This window comes from Kocuria sp. KKT182 (assembly GCF_055635395.1).
In genome coordinates this window covers 3,547,922-3,568,949 of record NZ_CM145757.1, presented here as the reverse complement: position 1 = coordinate 3,568,949, position 21,028 = coordinate 3,547,922, and the positions used below count along the sequence as shown (strand labels likewise).

19 protein-coding genes and 1 tRNA gene are annotated in these 21,028 nt (G+C 74.0%); 7 read left to right on the top strand and 13 right to left on the bottom strand.

What is annotated here, in order from left to right:
* Positions 1–80 precede the first annotated feature (80 nt).
* From glgX to ACZ2G1_RS16605, 6 genes are read right to left on the bottom strand one after another with little or no spacing between them, the layout of a single operon-like run.
* On the bottom strand, positions 81–2,300 hold the full coding sequence (gene glgX / locus ACZ2G1_RS16630; protein WP_470377175.1) for a glycogen debranching protein GlgX: 2,220 nt from the start codon (positions 2,298–2,300) through the stop codon (positions 81–83).
* Positions 2,287–3,264, bottom strand: a complete 978-nt coding sequence (rlmB, locus tag ACZ2G1_RS16625; protein WP_095650907.1) for a 23S rRNA (guanosine(2251)-2'-O)-methyltransferase RlmB — start codon at positions 3,262–3,264, stop codon at positions 2,287–2,289. Before rlmB ends, glgX begins: the two co-directional genes overlap by 14 nt.
* Before the next feature lie 35 nt (positions 3,265–3,299).
* The gene (gene cysS, locus ACZ2G1_RS16620; protein WP_017831960.1) at positions 3,300–4,730 is read right to left on the bottom strand and encodes a cysteine--tRNA ligase; all 1,431 of its coding nucleotides are present in this window, start codon (positions 4,728–4,730) and stop codon (positions 3,300–3,302) included.
* A gap of 35 nt (positions 4,731–4,765) precedes the next feature.
* The gene (ispF, locus tag ACZ2G1_RS16615; protein WP_017831961.1) at positions 4,766–5,257 is read right to left on the bottom strand and encodes a 2-C-methyl-D-erythritol 2,4-cyclodiphosphate synthase; all 492 of its coding nucleotides are present in this window, start codon (positions 5,255–5,257) and stop codon (positions 4,766–4,768) included.
* A 3-nt stretch (positions 5,258–5,260) separates the two neighbouring features.
* The gene (ispD, locus tag ACZ2G1_RS16610) at positions 5,261–6,091 is read right to left on the bottom strand and encodes a 2-C-methyl-D-erythritol 4-phosphate cytidylyltransferase (protein WP_426120609.1); all 831 of its coding nucleotides are present in this window, start codon (positions 6,089–6,091) and stop codon (positions 5,261–5,263) included.
* Between the two features lie 7 nt (positions 6,092–6,098).
* A complete protein-coding gene (locus tag ACZ2G1_RS16605) occupies positions 6,099–6,581 on the bottom strand; it encodes a CarD family transcriptional regulator (protein WP_017831963.1) in 483 nt (160 codons plus the stop codon).
* Between the two features lie 155 nt (positions 6,582–6,736).
* On the opposite strand from ACZ2G1_RS16605, the gene ACZ2G1_RS16600 reads away from it, so the two are divergent.
* The gene (locus ACZ2G1_RS16600; RefSeq protein WP_017831964.1) at positions 6,737–7,288 is read left to right on the top strand and encodes a hypothetical protein; all 552 of its coding nucleotides are present in this window, start codon (positions 6,737–6,739) and stop codon (positions 7,286–7,288) included.
* An 80-nt stretch (positions 7,289–7,368) separates the two neighbouring features.
* Here the strand turns inward: ACZ2G1_RS16600 and ACZ2G1_RS16595 are convergent, their stop codons facing one another.
* Both ACZ2G1_RS16595 and ACZ2G1_RS16590 read right to left on the bottom strand, forming a co-directional pair.
* On the bottom strand, positions 7,369–8,049 hold the full coding sequence (locus ACZ2G1_RS16595; RefSeq protein WP_017831965.1) for a response regulator transcription factor: 681 nt from the start codon (positions 8,047–8,049) through the stop codon (positions 7,369–7,371).
* Positions 8,046–9,314: a sensor histidine kinase gene (locus tag ACZ2G1_RS16590; RefSeq protein ID WP_095650905.1), complete on the bottom strand. Its 1,269-nt coding sequence runs from the start codon at positions 9,312–9,314 to the stop codon at positions 8,046–8,048. Before ACZ2G1_RS16590 ends, ACZ2G1_RS16595 begins: the two co-directional genes overlap by 4 nt.
* 220 nt (positions 9,315–9,534) lie before the next feature.
* On the opposite strand from ACZ2G1_RS16590, the gene phoU reads away from it, so the two are divergent.
* Positions 9,535–10,233: a phosphate signaling complex protein PhoU gene (gene phoU / locus ACZ2G1_RS16585; RefSeq protein ID WP_017831967.1), complete on the top strand. Its 699-nt coding sequence runs from the start codon at positions 9,535–9,537 to the stop codon at positions 10,231–10,233.
* A 105-nt stretch (positions 10,234–10,338) separates the two neighbouring features.
* Here phoU and ACZ2G1_RS16580 read toward each other — a convergent pair whose 3' ends face one another.
* From ACZ2G1_RS16580 to ACZ2G1_RS16570, 3 genes are all read right to left on the bottom strand, one after another.
* Positions 10,339–11,097: a phosphoglyceromutase gene (locus ACZ2G1_RS16580; protein WP_017831968.1), complete on the bottom strand. Its 759-nt coding sequence runs from the start codon at positions 11,095–11,097 to the stop codon at positions 10,339–10,341.
* Positions 11,098–11,187: 90 nt separating this feature from the next.
* Positions 11,188–11,502, bottom strand: coding sequence for a DUF2516 family protein (locus ACZ2G1_RS16575; RefSeq protein WP_229587767.1), 315 nt, complete (start codon positions 11,500–11,502; stop codon positions 11,188–11,190).
* A 10-nt stretch (positions 11,503–11,512) separates the two neighbouring features.
* Positions 11,513–12,682 (bottom strand): trans-sulfuration enzyme family protein, encoded by a 1,170-nt coding sequence (locus tag ACZ2G1_RS16570; protein WP_109222194.1) that lies wholly within the window; start codon positions 12,680–12,682, stop codon positions 11,513–11,515.
* Positions 12,683–12,763: 81 nt separating this feature from the next.
* On the opposite strand from ACZ2G1_RS16570, the gene tmk reads away from it, so the two are divergent.
* The 3 genes from tmk to ACZ2G1_RS16555 are packed head-to-tail and all read left to right on the top strand — an operon-like array spanning position 12,764 to position 16,252.
* The gene (gene tmk / locus ACZ2G1_RS16565; protein WP_035926139.1) at positions 12,764–13,483 is read left to right on the top strand and encodes a dTMP kinase; all 720 of its coding nucleotides are present in this window, start codon (positions 12,764–12,766) and stop codon (positions 13,481–13,483) included.
* Positions 13,480–14,619 (top strand): DNA polymerase III subunit delta', encoded by a 1,140-nt coding sequence (locus tag ACZ2G1_RS16560; protein ID WP_470377174.1) that lies wholly within the window; start codon positions 13,480–13,482, stop codon positions 14,617–14,619. The genes tmk and ACZ2G1_RS16560 overlap by 4 nt, the downstream gene beginning before the upstream one ends.
* A 43-nt stretch (positions 14,620–14,662) precedes the next feature.
* Positions 14,663–16,252 (top strand): alpha/beta hydrolase, encoded by a 1,590-nt coding sequence (locus ACZ2G1_RS16555; RefSeq protein WP_109243831.1) that lies wholly within the window; start codon positions 14,663–14,665, stop codon positions 16,250–16,252.
* 40 nt (positions 16,253–16,292) lie between these two features.
* On the opposite strand, the gene ACZ2G1_RS16550 is transcribed toward ACZ2G1_RS16555, so the two are convergent.
* Complete coding sequence (locus tag ACZ2G1_RS16550) at positions 16,293–17,012, bottom strand: HAD-IA family hydrolase (RefSeq protein ID WP_017831974.1); 720 nt, start codon at positions 17,010–17,012, stop codon at positions 16,293–16,295.
* A 221-nt stretch (positions 17,013–17,233) separates the two neighbouring features.
* On the opposite strand from ACZ2G1_RS16550, the gene ACZ2G1_RS16545 reads away from it, so the two are divergent.
* Positions 17,234–17,306: transfer RNA gene (locus tag ACZ2G1_RS16545), tRNA-Thr, on the top strand.
* 386 nt (positions 17,307–17,692) lie between these two features.
* Positions 17,693–18,379 (top strand): hypothetical protein, encoded by a 687-nt coding sequence (locus ACZ2G1_RS16540; RefSeq protein ID WP_426120605.1) that lies wholly within the window; start codon positions 17,693–17,695, stop codon positions 18,377–18,379.
* A gap of 758 nt (positions 18,380–19,137) precedes the next feature.
* Here ACZ2G1_RS16540 and ACZ2G1_RS16535 read toward each other — a convergent pair.
* Positions 19,138–20,955 (bottom strand): sensor histidine kinase, encoded by a 1,818-nt coding sequence (locus ACZ2G1_RS16535; protein WP_470377173.1) that lies wholly within the window; start codon positions 20,953–20,955, stop codon positions 19,138–19,140.
* Between the last annotated feature and the right edge of the window lie 73 nt (positions 20,956–21,028).

Sequence of the window (21,028 nt, the reverse complement as noted above, 5' to 3'; positions counted from 1 at the left end):
GCACCGGAAAGCTCGGCGCACCGGAAAGCTCGGCGCACCGGAAAGCTCGGCGCACCGGGCCCCTCAGCGCACCCGGGTGCTCAGAGCACCCGGAAGAGCGTCACCGAGCCGGCGGGCACGCCCTGCGCCTGGCCCGCCCGGTAGCGCGTCCCGTAGCGTCCGTGCAGCACGGAGGCCGTGCTGTGCACCAGGGAGTAGACGCCGTCGGCCTTCGCGAGGGGGTGCCCCTGCTCGTCCGGCCGCAGGAGCTCCGCGAGGTTCGGGAAGGTGATCGCCATGTCGGCGCTCGCGCCGTTGATCACCATGAGCCCCGCCACCCGGCCGCCGCGGGACCCGATCAGCACCTGGATGGTCCGGGCCCCGGGGGTCTGCCAGCCGGCGGCGGTCATGGCCGACCCGTCGGGGCCGAACCAGTGCATCATCACCTCGTCGGGGCGCGTCGGGAAGTGGGACGGCTGTCCGGCCAGGAACTCCCCGCGCACGCCGATCAGGGATCGGGTGGCCGCGAGCATGGCGCGGTCCGCCGGCGTGAGCCGCCAGTCCACCCAGGACAGCTCGTTGTCCTGGCAGTAGGCGTTGTTGTTGCCGCGCTGGGTGCGGCCGAACTCGTCCCCGGCCGTGATCATGGGCACGCCCTGGGAGAAGAGCAGGGTGGCCATGACGTTGCGCATGGTCTGGGCCCGGTCGGCCCGGATCCGCACGTCGCGCGCCGGGCCCTCCACCCCGTGGTTCCACGAGTGGTTGTCGTTGGTCCCGTCCCGGTTCTTCTCCAGGTTGTCCTGGTTGTGCTTGTTGTCGTAGGAGACGAGGTCCGCCAGGGTGAAGCCGTCGTGGGCGGTCACGAAGTTCACGGACGCCAGGGCGCTGCGCCCGGACGCGGCGAACATGTCCGAGGAGCCGGCGAGCGCCCCGGCGAGCCGGGCGGCGTTGCCCCCGTCCCCGCCCAGGCTCATGCTGCGCGGGCCGGTGAGCCAGAAGTCGCGGACGGTGTCCCGGAAGCGGTCGTTCCAGTCGGCCCACCCCTCGGGGAAGTGACCGGTCTGCCAGCCGCCCATGCCCACGTCCCAGGGCTCGGCGATGAGCTTCGTCCCGAACAGGGCGGGGTCCGCGCCGACGGCCACGAGGAAGGGGTGGTTGCGGGTGAAGCGGTGGCGCTCGTCCCGGGCCAGCTCGGGGGCGAGGTCGAAGCGGAAGCCGTCCACGTGGCAGCGCTCCACCCAGTAGCGCAGGGAGTCCAGCGCCATCTGCACCACCCGCGGGTTGCCGAAGTTCACGGAGTTGCCGCACCCCGTGACGTCCACGTAGCGGCCGTCCTCGCCGTGGCGGTAGTAGGCCTCGTCGCCGAGTCCCCGCCAGCAGTAGGCGGGCTCCTCCTGGCCGGCCTCCGCCGTGTGGTTGTAGACGACGTCGAGGTAGACCTCGAGCCCCGCGCGGTGCAGCTCCCGGACCATCGCCTTGAACTCGTCCAGCACGCCCTGCGGTCCCCGGGCGCGGGCGGCCTCGGTCGCGTAGCCGGCGTGCGGGGCGAAGAAGCCCAGGGTGTTGTAGCCCCAGTAGTTGCTCAGCCCGAGGGACGTGAGGTGCGGCTCGTCCAGGTGGGCGTGCACCGGCAGGAGCTCGACGGCCGTGACGCCCAGGGACGTGAGGTACCCGGTCATCGCGGGGTGCGCGAGCCCGGCGTACGTGCCCCGCAGCTTTTCCGGGACGTCCGGGTGCAGGGCGGTCAGCCCCTTGACGTGCGCCTCGTAGACGACGGTGTCCCGCCACGGGGTGGCCGGGCGGCGGTCCTCGTCCCAGTCGAAGTCCTGCTGGACGACCACGGAGACGTAGCGGCCCCCGTAGGCGTCGGGGCCGGGATCGACGACGCCGGGCGGCGGGGCGACGCGGCGCAGCCCCTTGCCGTAGGGGTCGAGCAGGATCTGCTGGGCGGCCGGGTCCGGGGAGCGGTGGCGGGAGGCGACCGGCGAGTCGGCGGGCACGAACCCGTACTCCGTGCCGGCGGGCAGGGCCGGGGCCTCGTCCCGGTGCCGCAGGTAGTCGAAGCCCGTCTCCGAGAGCCGCTGCTGCTCGGCCGGCGGGATCGTCCCGTGGTGCACACCGCCGGTGCGGCCGGTGAGCCGCCGCCGCTGCCAGCGGCCGCCGGGCAACCGGAAGACGATGTCCAGGTCGGGGATCCCCGGGGCGTAGACCGCCACGTTCGCGCTGCCGTCGCGCTCGGGAGAGGGGTGGACCCCGAGGGGGTAGGGGTGGGAGACGTACGGCCGACCGGTGTCCTGCCGCCGGGGCTCAGGAACCAGCACGGCGTCGCGACACCTCGTACAGGGTGATGCCCACGGCCATCGAGGCGTTGAGCGACTCCATCGTGGAGTCGATGGGGATGGAGACGACCTGGTCGCAGTTCTCGGTGACCAGCCGGGACAGGCCCTTGCCCTCCGAGCCGACCACGATGACGAGCGGCTCGGTGGCCAGCTCGAGGCCGGGCAGCTCGACGTCGCCGCCGCCGTCGAGGCCGACCACGAAGTAGCCCATGGCCTTGAGCTCCTCGAGGGTGCGGTTGAGGTTGGCCGCCTTGGTGACGGGCACGCGGGCCGCGGCGCCGGCGCTGGTCTTCCAGGCGGAGGCCGTGACGCCCACGGACCGGCGCTCGGGCACGATCACGGCGTTGCCGGAGAACGCGGAGACGCTGCGGATGATGGCGCCGAGGTTGCGGGGGTCGGTGATCCCGTCGAGGGCGACCATCAGCGGGGGGCGGCGGATGTGCCGCTTCTCCCACTGGGTCATGAACTTCCGGGCCGCCTCCACGGCGTCCTGGTACTCGTAGGCCGGCACCTGCAGGGCCACGCCCTGGTGCACGGCGTCGCTGGTGAGCCGGTCGAGCTCGCCCTTGGAGGCCTCGAGGATCGTGATCCCGCGTTCGGCGCAGAGCTGCAGGATCTCGCGCACGCGGTCGTCGACGTCGATCTTGCTCGCCGCGTACAGGGCCTTGGCGGGGATGTCCGCGCGCAGCGCCTCGACCACGGAGTTCCGCCCGGTGACGAGGTCCTCCTGGACCTTGCCGCGGGTGCGGGCCGGGGAGCGGCCGCCCTGGCCCTGCCGCCGGTCGGCGGCCTTCTTCATCTTGTGCGCCTTGTGGTACGGGCGGTCCTCGGCCTTGGGGGTGGGGCCCCGGCCCTCGAGGGCCTTGCGTCCGTGGCCGCCGGTGCCGACCAGCGGGCCCTTCTTGTTCTTGCGGATCGCGCCGGGACGTTGCTTGGGGGTTGGCATGGGTTCCTCTGTTCGGTCGGTGTGGTGCGGCCCGGTCAGGCCACGGACCAGGTGGATCCGCCGGCGGCGTCGCGCACCGCGACGCCGGCGGCGGCGAGCTCGTCCCGGAGGGCGTCGGCCCGGGCCCAGTCCTTGGCGGCGCGGGCCTGGTCGCGCTGGGCCAGCAGCGAGCGCACGAGGGCGTCGAGGGCCGCGTGCTCGGCGGCGTTCCCGGCGGCGTCCCCGAGGTCCATGAGCGCGGTCAGGCCGAGGACGTCGGTCATGGCGCGCACCGCCCGGGCGGGCGCGGCGGCGTCCAGGCCGTCGGCGAGCGCGGAGTTGCCGGCGCGGACGGTCTCGTGCAGGACGGCGAGGGCCTGTGGCACGTTGAGGTCGTCGTCCATGGCGTCGCCGAAGGCGGGCGGCACGTCCCCGGCCGCCCCGTCGAGGTCGGCGCCGGCGTCCCGGGCCGCGCGCAGGAAGGACTCGACCCGTTCGACCGCGGCCGTGGCCTCGGCGAGGGAGGTGGGCCGGTAGTCCAGCACGGAGCGGTAGTGGGCCTGGCCGAGGTAGTAGCGCACGGCCAGCGGCCGGGCCTCGGCGAGCATCTCCGCCGGGGAGACGGTGTTGCCGATCGACTTGGACATCTTCTCGCCCGCGTAGGTGACCAGCCCGTTGTGCAGCCAGAGCGTCGCGAACCGCTGCCCGGCCGCCGCCGACTGGGCCAGCTCGTTCTCGTGGTGGGGGAAGCGCAGGTCCAGTCCGCCGCCGTGGATGTCGAAGTGCTCGCCGAGGTACTTCGCGGCCATGGCCGAGCACTCGAGGTGCCAGCCGGGCCGGCCGGCGCCCCAGGGCGAGTCCCAGCGGGCGGTCTCGGGCTCGCCCGCCTTGTGCCCCTTCCACAGGGCGAAGTCGCGGGGGTCCCGCTTGCCGCGGGGGTCGGCGTCGGGGGCGTCCTGCATGTCGTCGACCGACTGGTGGGTGAGCTCGCCGTAGCGCTCCCAGGAGCGGACGTCGAAGTAGACGTCCCCGGAGCCGTCCGGCGCCGGGTAGGCGTGCCCGGCGTCGACGAGGGTGCGGATCAGGGCGTGCATCTCGGGGACGTGGCCCGTGGCGCGCGGCTCGTAGGTGGGCCGGCCGACGCCGATGGCGTCGTAGGCGGCGTTGAACGCCTGCTCGAACCGGTAGGCCAGCGCCCACCACGGCTCGCGGGGGTGGTCGCCGGCGTAGTCGGGGGCGAAGGACGCGGCCGAGTTCGCGAGGATCTTGTCGTCGATGTCGGTGACGTTGCGCACGGTGGTGACCCGGTAGCCGCGGTGGGCGAGCCACCGGGCGAGCTGGTCGAAGACCAGGGCCGAGCGGACGTGGCCGATGTGCGGCATGCCCTGGACGGTGGCGCCGCAGTAGTACAGACGGGCCTCGCCGGGGTGGGCGGGCGCGAAGTCCCGCACGGTCGCGGTGGCGGTGTCGTAGAAGCGCAGAGTCACACGGCCCATCATAAGGGCGGGCGGTGGCGCCCCGGTCAGGCCCGGCGCGCGTCCGCGGGCACGACCAGCGCGGTGGCCACGGCCGCGAGGCCCTCGCCGCGGCCCGTGAGCCCGAGCCGGTCGGAGGTCGTGGCGCTGACCGTGACGGGCGCGCCGGCCGCGGCGGTGAGCACGGCCTCGGCCTCGGCCCGTCGCGGCGCGAACCGCGGCCGGTTCCCGATCAGCTGCACGGCCACGTTGCCGATCTCGAAGCCGGCCTCCCGCACGATGCGGGCCGCCTCAGTGAGGATCCGCACCCCGGACGCGCCCTCCAGCTCGGGGCGGTCCACGCCGAAGTTGGCGCCCAGGTCGCCCGTGCCGGAGGCCGAGAACAGGGCGTCGGCGGCGGCGTGGGCCACGACGTCCCCGTCCGAGTGCCCGGCGAGACCGCGCTCCCCCGGCCACTCGAGGCCCGCGACCCACAGCGGGGTGCCCTCGGGCCCGAAGGCGTGGACGTCGACGGCGATGCCGGTGCGGGGCAGGATCACGGGTCAGGGCTCCTCGGGGTCGAGCAGATCGGGGTGAGGGCCGGGGGTAGGAGCGGCGGTGACGGGCACCGCGGCGTCCGTGCCCGGTGCGCGGCCGCGCAGGACGGCCTCGGCCAGCACCAGGTCGAGCGGGCGGGTGATCTTGAAGGCGTGCTCGTGGCCGGGCACCGTCAGCACGGTGGCCCCCGGGGCGTGCGCCTCCACGAGGGAGGCGTCGTCGGTGACGGACCCGGGGTCCGTCCCGGCCTCCGCGGCGGCGCGGTGCACCGACCGGAGCAGGGCGAGGTCGAAGCCCTGCGGGGTCTGGACCGCGCGCAGCACCGTGCGGTCCACGGTGCCGAGCGACCGTCCGGCGTCGTCCACCCGGCGCATCGTGTCCGCCACAGGCAGCACGGGGACCACGGCGCGCTCCCCGGCGCGCAGCCGGTCCACGACGGTGCGGAAGACCTCGGGCGGGGTGAGGCAGCGGGCGGCGTCGTGGACGAGCACCGCGGTGGAGGCGGGCTCGGACCGCGCGAGCTCGGTCAGCGCCTCGCGCACGGACTCCGCGCGGGAGGCGCCGCCGGTCACGGGTCGCGCGCCGTGCGCCCGGGCGGTCGCGGAGAGCTCGACGTCCCCGGCCGGGACGGTCACCAGCACGGGCCCGGTCAGCCCGGCGCACCGGATGCCCCGCAGCGCGTGCTCCAGGAGGGGGCGGCCGTCGAGGGCCACCAGGGCCTTGGGGATGCCGTGCCCGAGTCGTGTGCCGGAGCCCGCCGCCACGACGACGACGGCGAACCCGCCCTCCGGGGAGGGCGGGTTCGCCGTGGTGGACCGTGGTGCGTTCCCGCTCACGGGTCGGTCAGGACGCCAGGATGTCGTCGAGGCGCTTCTCGGCCTCTTCCTCGTCGATCTTCTTGGCGAGCGCCAGCTCGGAGGTGAGGATCTGGCGGGCCTTCGTCAGCATCCGCTTCTCCCCCGCCGAGAGCCCGCGGTCGCGGTCGCGGCGCCAGAGGTCGCGCACGACCTCGGCGACCTTGAGCACGTCGCCGGAGGCGAGCTTCTCGAGGTTGGCCTTGTAGCGCCGGGACCAGTTGCTGGCCTCCTCGGTGTCCTTCGCCTGCAGGACCGAGATGACCTTCTTGAGCCCGTCCTCGTCGACGACGTCGCGCACGCCCACCAGGTCGACGTTCTCCGCGGGTACCTCGATCACCAGATCCCCCTGGGTCACCTTGAGCTTGAGATACATCTTCTCTTCGCCCTTGACGGTGCGGGTCTTGATCTCCTCGATGGTCGCCGCGCCGTGGTGCGGGTAGACAACCGTCTCGCCAACCTCAAAAACCATATGGAAATACCCCTTTCAGAACTTCCATTCTAACACGGTGTAGGATTCGCCGATCCGGGGCGGGCGGGGACCGGGGGCCCGTCGATGCGGACGATCCGTCGGCAAACGGATAAGCTGGTCGGGACATCGTCCTGAGCTCCCGAGGAGTACGCGCCGTGAAGATCGCCGCCCGCCAGAAGCTGCGTCGCGCAGGCCTGAGTGCCGCCGCCGCGGCCGCCCTGCTGACCACCGCCGGATGCGCCTACATCAACCCGCCGGCCACGACCATGGTGTACTCGGCCGCGGACGGCATCGTGGAGCAGGTCGGGGACGTCAAGCTGGCCAACGTGCTGATCGTGGCCACCGGCGCCGACCAGGAGGGTCGCGTGCTGGGCACCCTGGTGAACGACGGCGACCAGGACGTCACGCTGTCGATGGACGTCGACGGCGCCACCGCCGAGGTGCAGATCCCCGCCGGCGGCACCGTGGACCTCGACCAGGACGACCCGGTCGTGACCGTGGACCGTGCCGGCGCCGAGCCGGGTCTCATGGTCGAGACCGAGTTCACCGCCGGCGGCGAGTCCCTCACCGAGCGGGTCCCGGTCCTGGACCACACCTTCTCCCGCTACGCCGAGTTCATACCCGGCGGCGCGCCGAGCACCCCGGCGAACCCCTCCAACACGCCCGTGCCCGTCGAGGAGATGGTGGGCCAGGAGAGCGGCCACTGACGACTCCCACCGGCGCGCACGAGCGGAAGGGCCCGGAACCCCTCGGGGTTCCGGGCCCTTCCGTCTGCCGGGGCGCCGGCTCAGCCCTCGAACTTGTAGCCGAGGCCCCGCACCGTCACGAGGTGCCGCGGGGCGGAGGGATCGGGCTCGATCTTGGCGCGCAGGCGCTTGACGTGGACGTCGAGGGTCTTGGTGTCCCCCACGTAGTCCGAGCCCCAGACCCGGTCGATGAGCTGCCCTCGGGTCAGCACGCGCCCGGCGTTGCGCAGCAGCATCTCCAGCAGCTCGAACTCCTTGAGCGGCATGGCCACCCGCTCCCCGTGCACGCTGACCACGTGCCGCTCGATGTCCATCCGCACGGGACCGGCCTGCACGGTCGCCGAGACGAGCTCCTCGGGCTCTCCCTGCCGGCGCAGGACCGCTCGGATCCGGGCCACGAGCTCCCGGGACGAGTACGGCTTGGTGACGTAGTCGTCGGCGCCGAGCTCGAGCCCGACCACCTTGTCGATCTCGGCGTCCTTGGCCGTGAGCATGATGATCGGCACGGAGGAGCGCTGCCGCACCTGCCGGCACACCTCGGTGCCGGACAGCCCGGGGAGCATGAGGTCCAGCAGCATCAGGTCGGCCCCGGACCGGTCGAACTCCGCCACGGCGTCCACGCCGTTGTCGACGACCGCCACCTCGAACCCCTCCTTCCCCAGCAGGTAGGAGAGCGGGTCGCTGAGGGACTCCTCGTCCTCGACGATCAGGATGCGGGTCACTGTCGGTCCTCCGTGCTCCCGGCGCGCGCCGCGGGGGCGGCGGGCCGTGGGGTCGATGCGTCTGGGCGGGGTGGTGCCTGCTGCGGCACCGGGCGGGCGGTCGCGCCGGGGACCGGCTGTGCGGTCCCCCCGGGGTCGTCGGCGCCCTCGATCTGGGGGATGCTGAGGGTGAACGTGGAGCCGCGGCCCGGCTGCGACCACAGGGTGGCCTCGCCGCCGTGCTGGGACATGACGTGCTTGACGATGCTCAGTCCGAGCCCGGTGCCGCCCGTCCGGCGGGAGCGGGCCGCGTCCACGCGGTAGAAGCGCTCGAAGATCCGGTCCTGCTCGTCCTCGGGGATGCCCGGGCCCTGGTCGGTCACCGAGATCTGGGCCATCCCGTCCCGCTCCCGGACGCCGACGCCCACGCGGGTGCCCTCCGGGGAGTAGTGCACCGCGTTGTCGATGAGGTTGCGCAGCGCGGTGACGAGCAGGTCGGGGTCGCCGAACACGGGCCGGGTGACGCGCCCGCCCACCGCGATCTCGATGCCCTTGTTCTCGGCCGGGAACCGGTTGCGGTCCACGGCGTCGGCGATCACCTGGTTGAGGTCCACGGGCCGGCCCTCGGTGACCACGTCCGCGCCCTGCAGGCGGGAGAGCTCGATGATGTCCTGGACGAGGGCGGTCAGCCGGGCTGACTCCTTGTGCAGGCGCTGGGCGAAGCGGCGCACGGCCTCCTCGTCCTCGGCCGCGTCCTCGATCGCCTCGGCGAGCAGCCCGATCGCCCCCACGGGGGTCTTCAGCTCGTGCGAGACGTTGGCGACGAAGTCGTTGCGGATCGACTGCGCCCGGACGATCTCCGTCTGGTCGTCGGCGAGCAGCAGGATGTACTCCTCCGCGATGGGGGCCACCCGGACGTCGAGCACCACCGCGCCCGTCTGGAACGGTCCGCGGGACAGCTCGACCCGCCGCTCCTCGATCACGCCGCTGCGCCGGGCCCGGCGGATCATCTCGAGCATCTGCTCGTGCACCACGGTGTGCCCGCGGACCAGTCCGAAGGCGTAGGCGGCCGGGGAGGCGCGCACCACGCCGTCGACCCCGTCCACCACCACGTAGGCGCGGCCGATCACCGCGAGCACGTCCGCGGTGCCGTCGGGCAGCGTGGGCTCCTGGACGTCGGCGCGGGCGCGGCGGCCCCGTCCGCTCACCCGGAGGGCGATCAGACCGCTCACCCCGAGGGCGAAGCCGAGCAGACCCGCGGCGACGGCGATGGCAGTTGGACTCACGGAACCAGCTTAGGCACTCGGGGGCGCGGGGACCCCGTGCCGGGCGTCACGAGCTACAGGTTCAACCAACGTTCATCCTAAGATGAGCGAAAGTTCACTCCTGGCTGTGACGGTGGCGGCGGGTGTGCTCGCACCCGGCCCCCATGTCATCCGTCCCGCTCCGCGCCGCACCCCGGCCGCGGCTGCCGCGGACGCCGCCGCATCTCGAAAGGACGCATCCGTGCGCAAGGTTTTCCAGGCAGAACTCCACCAGGTCGGCGAGGAGCTCATCCAGATCGCGACCCTGGTGCGCGAGGCCCTCGCCCGCGCCAAGGACGCGCTCCTCGACGCGGACATCCAGCTCGCCGAGGAGGTCATCTCCAACGACGCCCGGATCGACTTCCTGCAGAACGACCTCGACGAGCGCTCGATCGACATCCTGGCGCTGCAGAGCCCCGTGGCCTCGGACCTGCGGATGATCGTGGGCGCGCTGCGGATGAGCGCCTCCCTGGAGCGTGCCGGCGACCTCGCCCGGCACCTGGCCCAGGCGGTGCGCATCCGCTATCCCGAGCCGGTCATCCCTGAGCCGCTCGTGGAGACGTTCACCCGGATGTTCGACCTCGACCTGCAGATCCTGGACCGGGTCATCCAGGTGCTCCAGACCCGGGACCTCTCCCTCGCCGACGACATCTACTCGCTCAAGGGCGAGGTCAACCAGCTGCACCAGTCCGTCTTCGACGCGCTCGCCGCGCCGAGCTGGGACTCGTCGGTGCCCACCGCCGTGGACGTCACCCTGTGCTCCCGGTACCTCGAGCGCATCGGGGACCACGGGGTCTCGGTGACCCGCAAGGTCTCCTACCTGGTGACCGGGGACTGGGTCCCGGCGAGCTCCGACCGCCCCACCGGCCACGGCCACGTGGGCCGCGACGGGGGCGAGTGAGCCCCCGCCCGGGCGCCGGCCGAGCCGCGCCCGGGCACAGGACAGGGGCCGGGTCCACCAGCACGGTGGACCCGGCCCCTGTCCGTGGGCGGGAGCCTTCCGGGACTACTTCTTGCCCTGGTTGGCGACCGCCTGGATCGAGCTCGCGGCGGCCTCGGGGTCGAGGTACTCGCCGCCGGCCACGAGCGGGCGGAGGTTCTCGTCGAGCTCGTAGTAGAGCGGGATGCCCGTGGGGATGTTCAGCGCCGCGATGTCCTCGTCCGAGATGCCGTCGAGGTGCTTCACCAGGGCGCGCAGGGAGTTGCCGTGGGCCGCGACGATGACGGTCCGGCCGGCCTGCAGATCGGGGACGATCTCCTGCTCCCAGTACGGCATGAAGCGGTCCAGGACGTCCTTGAGGCACTCGGTGCGGGGCGCGTCCGGCACGTCCGCGTAGCGGGGGTCGCCGGCCTGCGAGAACTCGGACGAGTCCTCCAGCTCGGGCGGCGGGACGTCGTAGGAGCGGCGCCAGGTCATGAACTGCTCGTCGCCGTACTCGTCGCGGACCTGGGTCTTGTCCTTGCCCTGCAGCGCACCGTAGTGGCGCTCGTTGAGCCGCCACGACCGCTTCACGGGGATCCAGTGCCGGTCCGCCCGGTCCAGCGCGAGGTGGGCGGTGGTGATGGCCCGGCGCAGGAGCGAGGTGTGCAGGACGTCCGGGGCGATCCCCTTCTCGACGAGCAGCTCACCGCCGCGGACGGCCTCCTCCCGCCCCTTCTCGGTCAGGTCCACGTCCACCCACCCGGTGAACAGGTTCTTCTCGTTCCAGTCGGACTGTCCGTGCCGGAGCAGGACGAGCTTGTGCGGTGCTGATTCGGTAGCCATGGGGCCATTCTTCCACCCGGGCGGCGGCGCGGGACAAGCCGGCGTCACGGGCGCCCCGTGTCGCGGGGCCGGGCGCCGCGCGCCCGGCGGTCACCAGTTGTTGGGGCCCTTGGACTCCAGGCCCACGGCCGGGCGGACGTCGGCCAGGTAGACCCCCACGGCCGTGCCCGCGATGAGCAGGACGAACAGGCTGGGCCGCAGCAGCATCAGCGTGAAGACCGTGAACGCGAGGGAGCCGCCCGTGAGCGCGAGCCAGAAGCCCTTCGTGCGCTTGAAGGCGCGCTGGAACTGCACCGGCGCCTTGGTCAGGCAGTCCACGAAGGCCCACACGGCCAGACCGGCGACGACCAGTGCCAGCGCGATGTCGATGAAGCGCACGAGTAAGAAGACCCAGGGAATGTCCACGCCGTCCAGCCTACCGGTCGATCGCGCACAGGACGCGGTCGAGGTCCTCCCAGAGGTCCTCGACGTTCTCGATGCCCACCGACAGGCGCAGCAGCGTCTCCGGGACGCTGGGCGGCTCCTCGTGGTGCCGCCGCCGCCGCTCGATCAGCGACTCCACCCCGCCGAGCGAGGTCGCGGGGGTCCACACGCGCAGGGCGTCCACGGCCGCCTCGACGGCCGCGACGTCCCCCGCGGGCACGATCGCCACGATCGAGCCGAAGCCGTCCATCTGCGCGGCGGCACGGGCGTGCCCGGGGTCCCCGGGCAGGCCCGGGTAGCGGACCTCGCGCACGGCCGGGTGCTGCTGGAGGCGGCGGGCGAGCTCCCCAGCGGTGGCCGCGGAGCGCTCGACCCGCACCGCCAGGGTGCGCATCCCCCGCAGCGCGAGCCACGCCTCGAACGGCCCCGGGACCGCGCCGTGCAGGGAGCGGTGCCCCTTCAGCCGGGTCCGCAGGGCAGGGTCGGAGGTGACGGCGGCCCCCAGGACGACGTCGGAGTGCCCCGCCAGGTACTTGGTCACGGAGTGCACCACGATGTCCGCGCCGTGCTCCAGCGGGCGCTGCAGCAGCGGGGTGGCGAAGGTGTTGTCCACGCACGTGAGCACGCCGCGCTCGCGGGCCGCCGCGAGCAGCGCGGGGAGGTCGGCGACCTCCAGCATGGGGTTGGTGGGGCTCTCGAGCCAGAGCAGGTCGGCGGCGTCGAGCGCGGCCACCACGTCCTCGGTGTCCGTGACGTCCACGGTCCGCACGGTGAGCAGCCCGCGGGCCTCGAGGTCCGCGGCCAGGGCCAGGGAGCCCTGGTAGCTGTGCCGGGGCAGCACCAGGCGACCGCCCGCCGGGACGAGCGAGAGCACCGACGCGACGGCGGCCAGTCCCGAGGCGTAGGCCAGTGCGGGGAGCTCCGCCCGCTCGAGCCGCGCCAGCACGTCCTCGAGGTCCTCCCACGTGGGGTTGCTGAACCGCCCGTAGGTGCGGTCCTCGGCGTCGAGCCCGGCGGAGCCCCGGTAGGTGGAGGTGAGGACGATGGACGGGCCGACCGGCGCGTCGTGCTCCGGTGCGGGCCGCCCGCCCGCGACCAGCACGGTGTCCGGGCGGAGGTCGGCGGAGCCGTGGGCGGGCGGGGTCTCGGGGCGCGCAGTCATGGCCCCAGGCTATCGGCCCGCGGCGTCCCCAGCCGCGCGCGCACCGGCGGCGCTGTCCGCGCGGGTGGATAGGCTGGGACCGTGACCTCCCGACCGGCCCCCGCCCCGCCGCCCGCCTCCGCCGCGGCGTCCTCCCCCGCGCCGTCCGGGCGCGGGCTCTTCGTGGTGTTCGAGGGCGGGGACGGCGCCGGGAAGTCCACCCAGGTCGGCCTGCTCGTGGACGCCCTGCGCGCCGAGGGGCACGACACCCTGCGCACCCGGGAGCCCGGGGGGACCCCGCTGGGCGAGAGGGTGCGCGAGCTCGTGCTGGACCCGGCGCACGGGCCCGTCGACGCCCGCGCCGAGGCCCTGCTCTTCGCCGCGGCCCGCGCCGCCCACGTCGCCCAGCTCATCCGCCCCGCGCTCGCCGCCGGCCGGACCGTGGTCTGCGACCGCTTCGCCGACTCCTCCGCCGCCTACCAGGGCGCCGGGCGCGGCCTCGGCCTGGACCGCGTCGCGGAGCTCAACGCGTGGGCCACGGCCGGGCTCGTCCCGGACCTCACCGTGCTGCTCGACGTCCCGGCCGGCACGGGACGGACCCGCCGGGAGGCCCGGGACGGCACCGCGGGCGACCGCCTGGAGACCGAGCCCGACGCCTTCCACGACGCGAACCGGGCGGCGTTCCTCGAGCTCGCCGGCCGGGCTCCGGAGCGCTACCTGGTGCTCGACGCCACCCGGCCGGCAGGGGAGCTCTCGGCCGCCGTGCGCGAGCGCCTCACCGGGCTCGCCCGCTCCGCCCGGGCCGCGGAGGTGAGCGCGTGAGCGTGTGGGACCAGCTGCTGGGCCAGGACGCCGTGGTGGCGCAGCTGCGGCGCGCCGCCCAGGAGGACCGGCCCACCCACGCCTGGCTGTTCACCGGTCCGCCCGGCTCGGGGCGCTCCAACGCGGCGCTCGCGTTCGCCGCGGCCCTGCTGTGCGAGCAGGAGGACCCCGTCGAGCGCGGGTGCGGGCAGTGCCACGCGTGCCGCACGGTCCTGGCCAGCTCGCACGCGGACCTCACCCACTTCGTCACGGAGAACCCGCAGATCACCATCGAGGAGGCCCGCGAGCTCGTGGTCCGCGCCCAGGACCGGCCCTCGGTGGGCCGCTGGCGCGTCATGGTGGTCGAGGACGCCGACCGCATGGCGGAGCGCACCTCGAACGTGATGCTCAAGGCCATCGAGGAGCCCCCGCCCAACACCATCTGGCTGCTGTGCGCCCCGAGCCCGATGGACGTGCTCGTGACCATCCGCTCCCGCTGCCGCCCGGCCACGCTGAAGGTGCCCGCCGTGGCGGATGTGGCCGAGCTGCTGATCCGCCGGCACGGGGGGCCCCGGCAGCGCGCGGAGGAGAGCGCCCGGCTGGCGCAGTCCCACGTGGGGATCGCGAAGCGGCTCGCCCTCTACGACGACGCCCGCACCCGGCGGCAGGAGGTCGTGTCCATGCCGCTGAAGCTCTCCGGGGTGCCGGACGCCGTGCGCGCCGCGGACCGGCTGCACAAGATCGCCGTGGAGGAGTCCCAGGCGGACGCCGAGTCCCGCAACGAGGCGGAGCGCAAGCAGCTGCTCGTGGCCCTGGGCGCGCCGGAGTCCGGACGGGTGCCGCCGGCCATCCGCGGCGCCCTCAACCGGCTCGAGGCCGACCAGAAGCGCCGGTCCCGGCGGATCCAGACGGACACCCTCGACCGCTTCCTCATCGACCTCACCACCTTCTACCGCGACGTCCTGACCCTCCAGCTGCGCACGGGCTCCGCCCTGGTCAACGAGCACCTGGCCCAGCAGCTGCAGGACCACGCGTCCAACTCGACCCCCGAGCGGACGCTGCACCGCATCGACGTGATCAGCCGGACCCGGGACCGGATCCGCACCAACGTCAGCGCGCAGCTGGCCTTCGAAGCCATGGCCGTCTCCCTGCTCTGACCCCGCCCCCGACCCCCATCCCCCCACCCCCTCGAGGAGCCCCATGACCCGCCGTGCCGCCCCCTCGCGCCGCGCCCTCCTGCCCGTCACGGCCGCGCTGGCCGCGACCGGCCTGCTCCTGAGCGGCTGCTCGTCCCTGGGGGCCGGCGCCACGGGCGAGCCGACCTCCGGGGGCGCCACCGGCGCCGTCGTCGAGGGCACCCCCGAGGAGCTCCAGCGCTACTACACGCAGACCGTCGCCTGGGAGGACTGCACGTTCGAGGTAAAGACCAACGGCGCGCAGGACGACCTCCAGTGTGCCGACGTCGAGGTGCCCCTCGACTACGCCGACCCCGGCGGGGCGACCACCACCGTGGTGATGTCCCGCCTGCCCGCAGGCGGGGACGCCCGCGGCAGCCTGCTCCTCAACCCCGGCGGGCCCGGCGCCTCCGGGGTGGACGCGATGCTCTACGCGCAGTACACGGTCACCGGCGACGTGCGCGAGGCCTACGACGTGGTGGGCTTCGACCCGCGCGGGGTGAGCCGCTCCGAGGGCATCGAATGCCTCGACGACGCGGAGCTGGACGCGTGGCGCGCCGAGCCGATGTTCGACCCCGAGGAGCAGCCGGTCGAGCAGATCCAGGAGGAGTACGAGCAGCTCGGCGCCGCGTGCGTGCAGGACTCCGGCGAGCTCGTGGCGCAGATGGACACCGTGAGCGCCGCCCGGGACATGGACGTGCTCCGGGCCGTGCTCGGCGACGAGCGGACGACCTACCTGGGCTTCTCCTACGGCACCCACCTCGGCGCGGTGTACGCCGACCTGTTCCCCGACCGGGTCGGCCGGCTCGTGCTCGACGGCGGCGTGGACCCCACCCTGAGCGACATGGAGGCTACCGCCGACCAGGCCGAGGGCTTCGAGGACAACCTGCGCCACTGGGTGCAGCAGTGCCAGTTCGAGATCCGGGACTGCGTGGTGGCCGACGTCTCCACGGACGAGGCGATGACCCGGATCCAGGAGCTCATCGCCTCCGTCGAGGAGGAGACCGTGACCGCCGCCGACGGCCGGCGGGTCACCGCCACCAACGTGGTCGAGGGCATCCTGGGGCCCCTCTACGCGACCACCGGCTACGAGACGCTCAACGAGTCCCTGGGCGCCGCCTTCGACGGCGACTTCTCCGCGCTGCTCGCCCAGTCGGACGCCACGCACGGGCGCGACGCCGAGGGCCGGTACACGAGCAACACCACCATGGCGTTCACGGCCGTGAACTGCCTCGACCGGCCCGACGGGACGGTCACGGCGGAGCAGATGGCTCAGCACCAGGAGGAGCTCGAGCGGGTCGCCCCGACCTTCGGCCCGTACCTGGGCTACGGCGACGCAGCGTGCCAGGGATGGCCGGTCGACCCGGCGGGCCTGCCGGAGCCGCTCGACGCCGCCGGCGCCGATCCCGTCCTCGTGGTGGGCACCACCCACGACCCCGCGACCCCCTACCACTGGTCCGAGGCCCTCGTGGAGCAGCTCGACAGCGCCCGGCTGCTGACCTACGACAGCTACGGCCACACCGCCTACACGGCCGGCAACCGCTGCGTGCAGGACGCCGTGGACGCCTACCTGCTGGAGGGCGAGCTCCCCGCGGAGGGGACGACCTGCTCCTGATCCGCCGCGACCCGGGCGACCGGTGCCGGCACGGTGGGCGTCAGCGCGCGCCGGGCACCGGCGTGCGGACGAGTCCGGGGAGGTCCCGGACCGAGTCGACCACCACGTGGGCGCCGGCCGCGCGCAGGGACGCGGCGTCGTGCGCGCCCGTGCGGACGCCGACGACCGCGGCGGAGCCGGCCCGCAGGCCGGCCTGCACGTCCGCCGCGGTGTCCCCCACCACCATGACCCGGCGGACGTCGCCGAGGTCGAGCGCCAGCACGGCGGTGAGCACCATGTCCGGCCAGGGTCGTCCGCGCCCCGCGTCCGAGGGACACAGGCTGAGATCCGCGAGACCCGTCCAGCCGAGCTGCTCGAGGAGCGTGTTCAGGCTGTGCCGGTTGTAGCCGGTGGCCAGGCAGACCCGCAGGCCCGCCTCGCGCAGCGCCGTGACGGCCTGCTCCGCGCCCTCCACGGGAATGACCCCCTCGGTGGCCAGCAGCTCGTCGAGGTGGCGCTCGAAGTCCCGGACCGCCTGCCGTGCCCGGTGGGGGTCGCTCGCGAACAGCTGCTCGAGCACTCCCGCCTTCGACTGGCCCAGCGTGTCCCGGACGTGGTGGAGCATCTGCCGGAACCGCTCCGAGCCGGGGTCGACGCCGAGACCGGTCACGGTGCGCTCGAAGGCCCGCTCCATGATCCCGTTGTCGTGGAACACGGTCCCGGACATGTCCAGGAAGGCCAGTTCGAGATCCGGCGCGATGCCGCCGTCCGGTGTGCGCACTGGGCTGCTCCTGTTCCGGGCGGACCGCAGCGGCCGGCCCCGTCGTCGTGTCCGTCCATGCTGCGCCCCGGCCCTGCGGGCCGGTAAGGCCGGGGAGCCGAAGAGCCGGTGAACTCCCGGGGAACGCGCGCACCGCGCCCGGCCCCGCCGATTGGGGACGCCCCCGTGCTCTCTGCTACAGTTTCACCTGCACTGAGGCCGTCCCGGACGGCCGCGTGCACGCCTCCTTAGCTCAGTCGGTAGAGCGTTTCACTCGTAATGAAAAGGTCGTCGGTTCGATTCCGACAGGAGGCTCCCACCGGAAGAAGGCTCCGGACCCCCTGGGTCCGGAGCCTTCGTCGTCCCGCCCCGCGCCCGTCCACCGGGCCACCTGCCCCCGCCCCTCGAACCCCGCGACGGGCGGTGCGCACCGGCCGTCACAGTCGCGTCCCCCCTGGTCACAGTGGTGTTCGGCGGGTGGGGTCCGCCGTACGCTGAGGCAACCGGGCGCGATCGGCCGCCACGGACCACTTGGGCGGTGCACCATGCAACTCCGTTCGCGACAGCGCCTCGGCCTGCTCGTCCTCGCCGGAGCGGCCCTGGTGACGTCCGCTTGCGGCCCCTCCCCCGGTCCTCCGCCGGAGACGGCTCCTCCCCCGGACACGGCCTCCCCGGCCTCGCCCGCACCGGGTGAGCCCCGGGTGTCCCGCATCCTGACCTGGCTCCGCATGGGGCCCACCGGGGAGGGCACCCCGCTGTGGTACGACCCCCTGAAGGACGGGGACTGCGGCGACGAGCAGCTGCTCGCGTCCCGGGCCCAGCCCGTCCCGCGCGCCGGCGCCCTCCTGTGCGAGGCCGCCACGACCAACGACCCCGAGCTGTGGCGGCAGGGCGAGGACGCCCTGGCTGCCGTCCCGGCGCCCGCCGGCTGCTGGGAGGAGGAGACCGTGGCGGGCCTGCGGCGGCTGGTCGAGTTCCACCGCCGGGCCCCGGAGGCGGTCCCGGAGCTGCAGGTCCCCGACGGCACGGCCTGCCCCCTCGTGCTGGAGGGCCTCCTCTCGCCGCTGGCCCCCGGTGTCGAGGGCCTGGAGATCCCCGTGTCCACCTGCGGCGGCGCACCGGTCTTCCTGCAGGGCAACCTCGAGTGGGTGCCGCCGGAGGGCATCCGCGCGGTGTCGGTGGGCGCCGCGGTCGTGCCGGTGCAGCAGGGCAATGGAAGCCTGTTCTTCCGCGCCCCGCCGTCGGACGTCGCCGGCCCCGTCCCGGTGACCGTCTCGGACGCGGACTGGCCGGTCGGCGGGCAGGGCTACCTGGTGTACCAGGTGCCGGCCGCCGCCTGTCCCGACCCCCCGCCGGCGCCCGCGCCCACCGCTCCACCCACACTCTAGGAGCCACGGTGGCGGAGCAGGAGCCGGACGGGTCCCCGCTCTGGGGGCGGCTCTTCCAGGCGGTCTCGAAGCTGGGCGTGGGGGTGAGCCTGCTGACGGCCCTGCTGGTCTACTTCGGCTGGGTCCGCGCCGGCGCCCAGGCCCGGGAGATGGGCCTGGACGCGAACCTCTTCGGCTACACCACCCAGGACTACCTGCTCCTGAGCATCGGCTCGCTGTACGTCCAGCTCCTCTGGATCGCCGTGGCCGTGCTCGGCGGGATCTGGCTGGACCGCCGGCTGCGCGAGCGCGTGGAGGCCCGTGCCCGCCGGTCCGGGAGCGCCCCGGTGGCGCGGTGGGCGCGCCGGGGGACGTGGTTCTTCATCGGGCTGGCGGTCGCGGTGCGGCTCCTGGGCGGCGCCGTGCCGGAGGAGGAGGCCTGGGTGATCCCATTCGCCATGGCGCTGTGCGTCCTCGCCGCCGCCTGGGCCGCCGGTCTGCGGCGGCGCGTCACCGCCCGTGACGAGCGGCCCACCGCGCCCGAGCGGCCGCTCCTGCGGAGCTTCGCGCTGCTGTCCGTGGTCGCGCTCCTGGTGTTCTGGGGCACGTCGTCGGTGGCCGAGGCCATGGGACGGGCCCTGGCCCACGACCTCGAGGAGGAGCTGGGGACGATGCCGCGGACGGTCGTCTACAGCGAGAAGCCCCTGCACATCGGCCTGCCCGGGGTCCGTGCGGAGGAGCTGGGCGGACCCGACGACCCGCTCCACCGCTACGACGGGCTACGGCTCCTGACGCTGCGGGGCGGCCGGTACTTCCTCCTGCCCGAGCAGTGGACGGTCGCCGGCAGCACGGTCCTGGTGCTGCCCGACGACAACTCGGTCCGCCTGGAGTACAGCCGCTGATCCGTCCTGCTCCGCCCGGCCGGGGTCCTCCGCCCCCGCCGGTCCGGCCATGGGGAGGGTCAGGGTGAAGACCGTCCCCTCCCCCGGGGCGCTCTCGCAGCGGATGGTGCCGCCGTGGCGCTCGACGATCTCGTGCACGACCGCCAGGCCCAGGCCCAGGCCCGGGATGGCGCTCATCCGGGCGTTGCTGCTGCGGAAGAACCGGCCGAACACGTGCTCGGCGTCCTCCGGGCGCATCCCCATGCCGCGGTCCGCCACCTGCACCTGCACGGTCGTCCCGGTCCGGACCACCCGGACCGTCACCGGCCCGCCGTCCGGGGAGTACTTGATGGCGTTCGAGAGCAGGTTGTCGAGCACCTGCCCCAGGCGCACGGGGTCGCAGGCCAGCACGAGGCGGGACGGGGCCTCCACCCGCAGGTCCACCCCCGCCTCGACGGCCCGGAGCCCGGCCGCCGCGACGGACTGCTGGACCACCTGGACGAGGTCGGCCTCCGCCGGCTGCAGCGCCAGGACGGGGCCCGCGGTGCGGAGGAGGTCCTCGACCAGCACGAGCAGCTGGTCGGCGTTGCGCTCGACGACCTCCAGCCCGGAGCGGACGTGCCCGGGGAGCCGCTCGTCCATGGCCAGGAGCTCGGTGTAGCCGCGGATGGACGTCAGGGGCGTGCGCAGCTCGTGGGAGACGCCGGCCACGAAGTCGTCCTTGGCCTGCAGCGCCGCCACCAGCTCGGTCACGTCGTTGAACGACAGGACGGAGCCCTCGGTCCCGCCGTCCTCGTCCCGGAGCACGCGGGCGGACACGGAGAGCACCCGCTGCAGGGGCGGCTCCCCCGCCCAGACCAGGGCGTCGGAGAAGGACTCGCCGCGGATCGCGCGGCGGGCGGGACGCCGGTCCACGGGCAGCGGCGTCCCGTCCCCGTCCGCGTAGACCCGCAGGTCCGCCTCGGCGCCGTCCCGCACCCCCTCGGGCAGCGAGAGCTCGTGGATCCGGTGCTGTCGGCGGTTCATGAGGATGTCGTGGCCGTGCTCGTCGATCGCCAGCACGCCCACGTCCACCGTGTCCAGGACGGTGTTCAGCAGCCGTTCCCGCCGCGCGGTCACGCCCAGCAGCCGGCGCAGCTCGGCGTCCTTGGCCTCGAGCTCGGCGTTCTGGCGCTCCATGCTGTTCGACAGCACCTGGACGGTGAGCCCGATGCCCAGCAGCATGACGGGGATCAGCAGCGGGGCCGTCAGCAGCTGCGCGCTCAGCGGCCGGGACGGGACCAGGAGCGGGACCCACACCATGGCGAGGGTCAGGACGAACCCCAGCGGGGCGGACGCCCGGGGCAGCCGCCCGGAGCCGGTGAGCCAGATGACGGGGAACGCGGCCATGATGCCCACCCCGGTCACCGTGCTCAGCGTGCCCTCCCGCAGCAGGGTGATGGGGACGAAGTCCAGGACCGGGACGGCCAGGAACGCCCCGTAGGGCAGCCGGTCCCACGGCACCAGCGCGCACAGGGCCGCCAGCGCCACCGTGAGCGCCAGGGCCAGCTGCACCCGCAGGTCGCCCCGCAGCGGCTCGTGGACCACCCAGATCCCGGCGACGAGGACGACGGTCGTGACGAACAGCGGCAGCTGGCTGAGGAGCACGCGCCGGCGCATCGACAGCTCGTGGAAGCTGATCCGGTCGAGGGAGAGGACGGTGAGCAAGCGGTCCACGGGAGAACTCTTCCGACTGGGTGCGTCACCCTCGGGGGGTCGGGATGACAATTGCAAAGAATAGCGGCTTAAT

Coding starts and splice junctions, on each gene's coding strand:
- ACZ2G1_RS16570 (WP_109222194.1), bottom strand. CDS start 12,682: ATGACTGCGCGCCCCGAGACCCCGCCCGCCCACGGCTCCGCCGACCTC.
- rlmB (WP_095650907.1), bottom strand. CDS start 3,264: ATGCCAACCCCCAAGCAACGTCCCGGCGCGATCCGCAAGAACAAGAAG.
- ACZ2G1_RS16605 (WP_017831963.1), bottom strand. CDS start 6,581: ATGGTTTTTGAGGTTGGCGAGACGGTTGTCTACCCGCACCACGGCGCG.
- ACZ2G1_RS16555 (WP_109243831.1), top strand. CDS start 14,663: ATGACCCGCCGTGCCGCCCCCTCGCGCCGCGCCCTCCTGCCCGTCACG.
- ACZ2G1_RS16580 (WP_017831968.1), bottom strand. CDS start 11,097: ATGGCTACCGAATCAGCACCGCACAAGCTCGTCCTGCTCCGGCACGGA.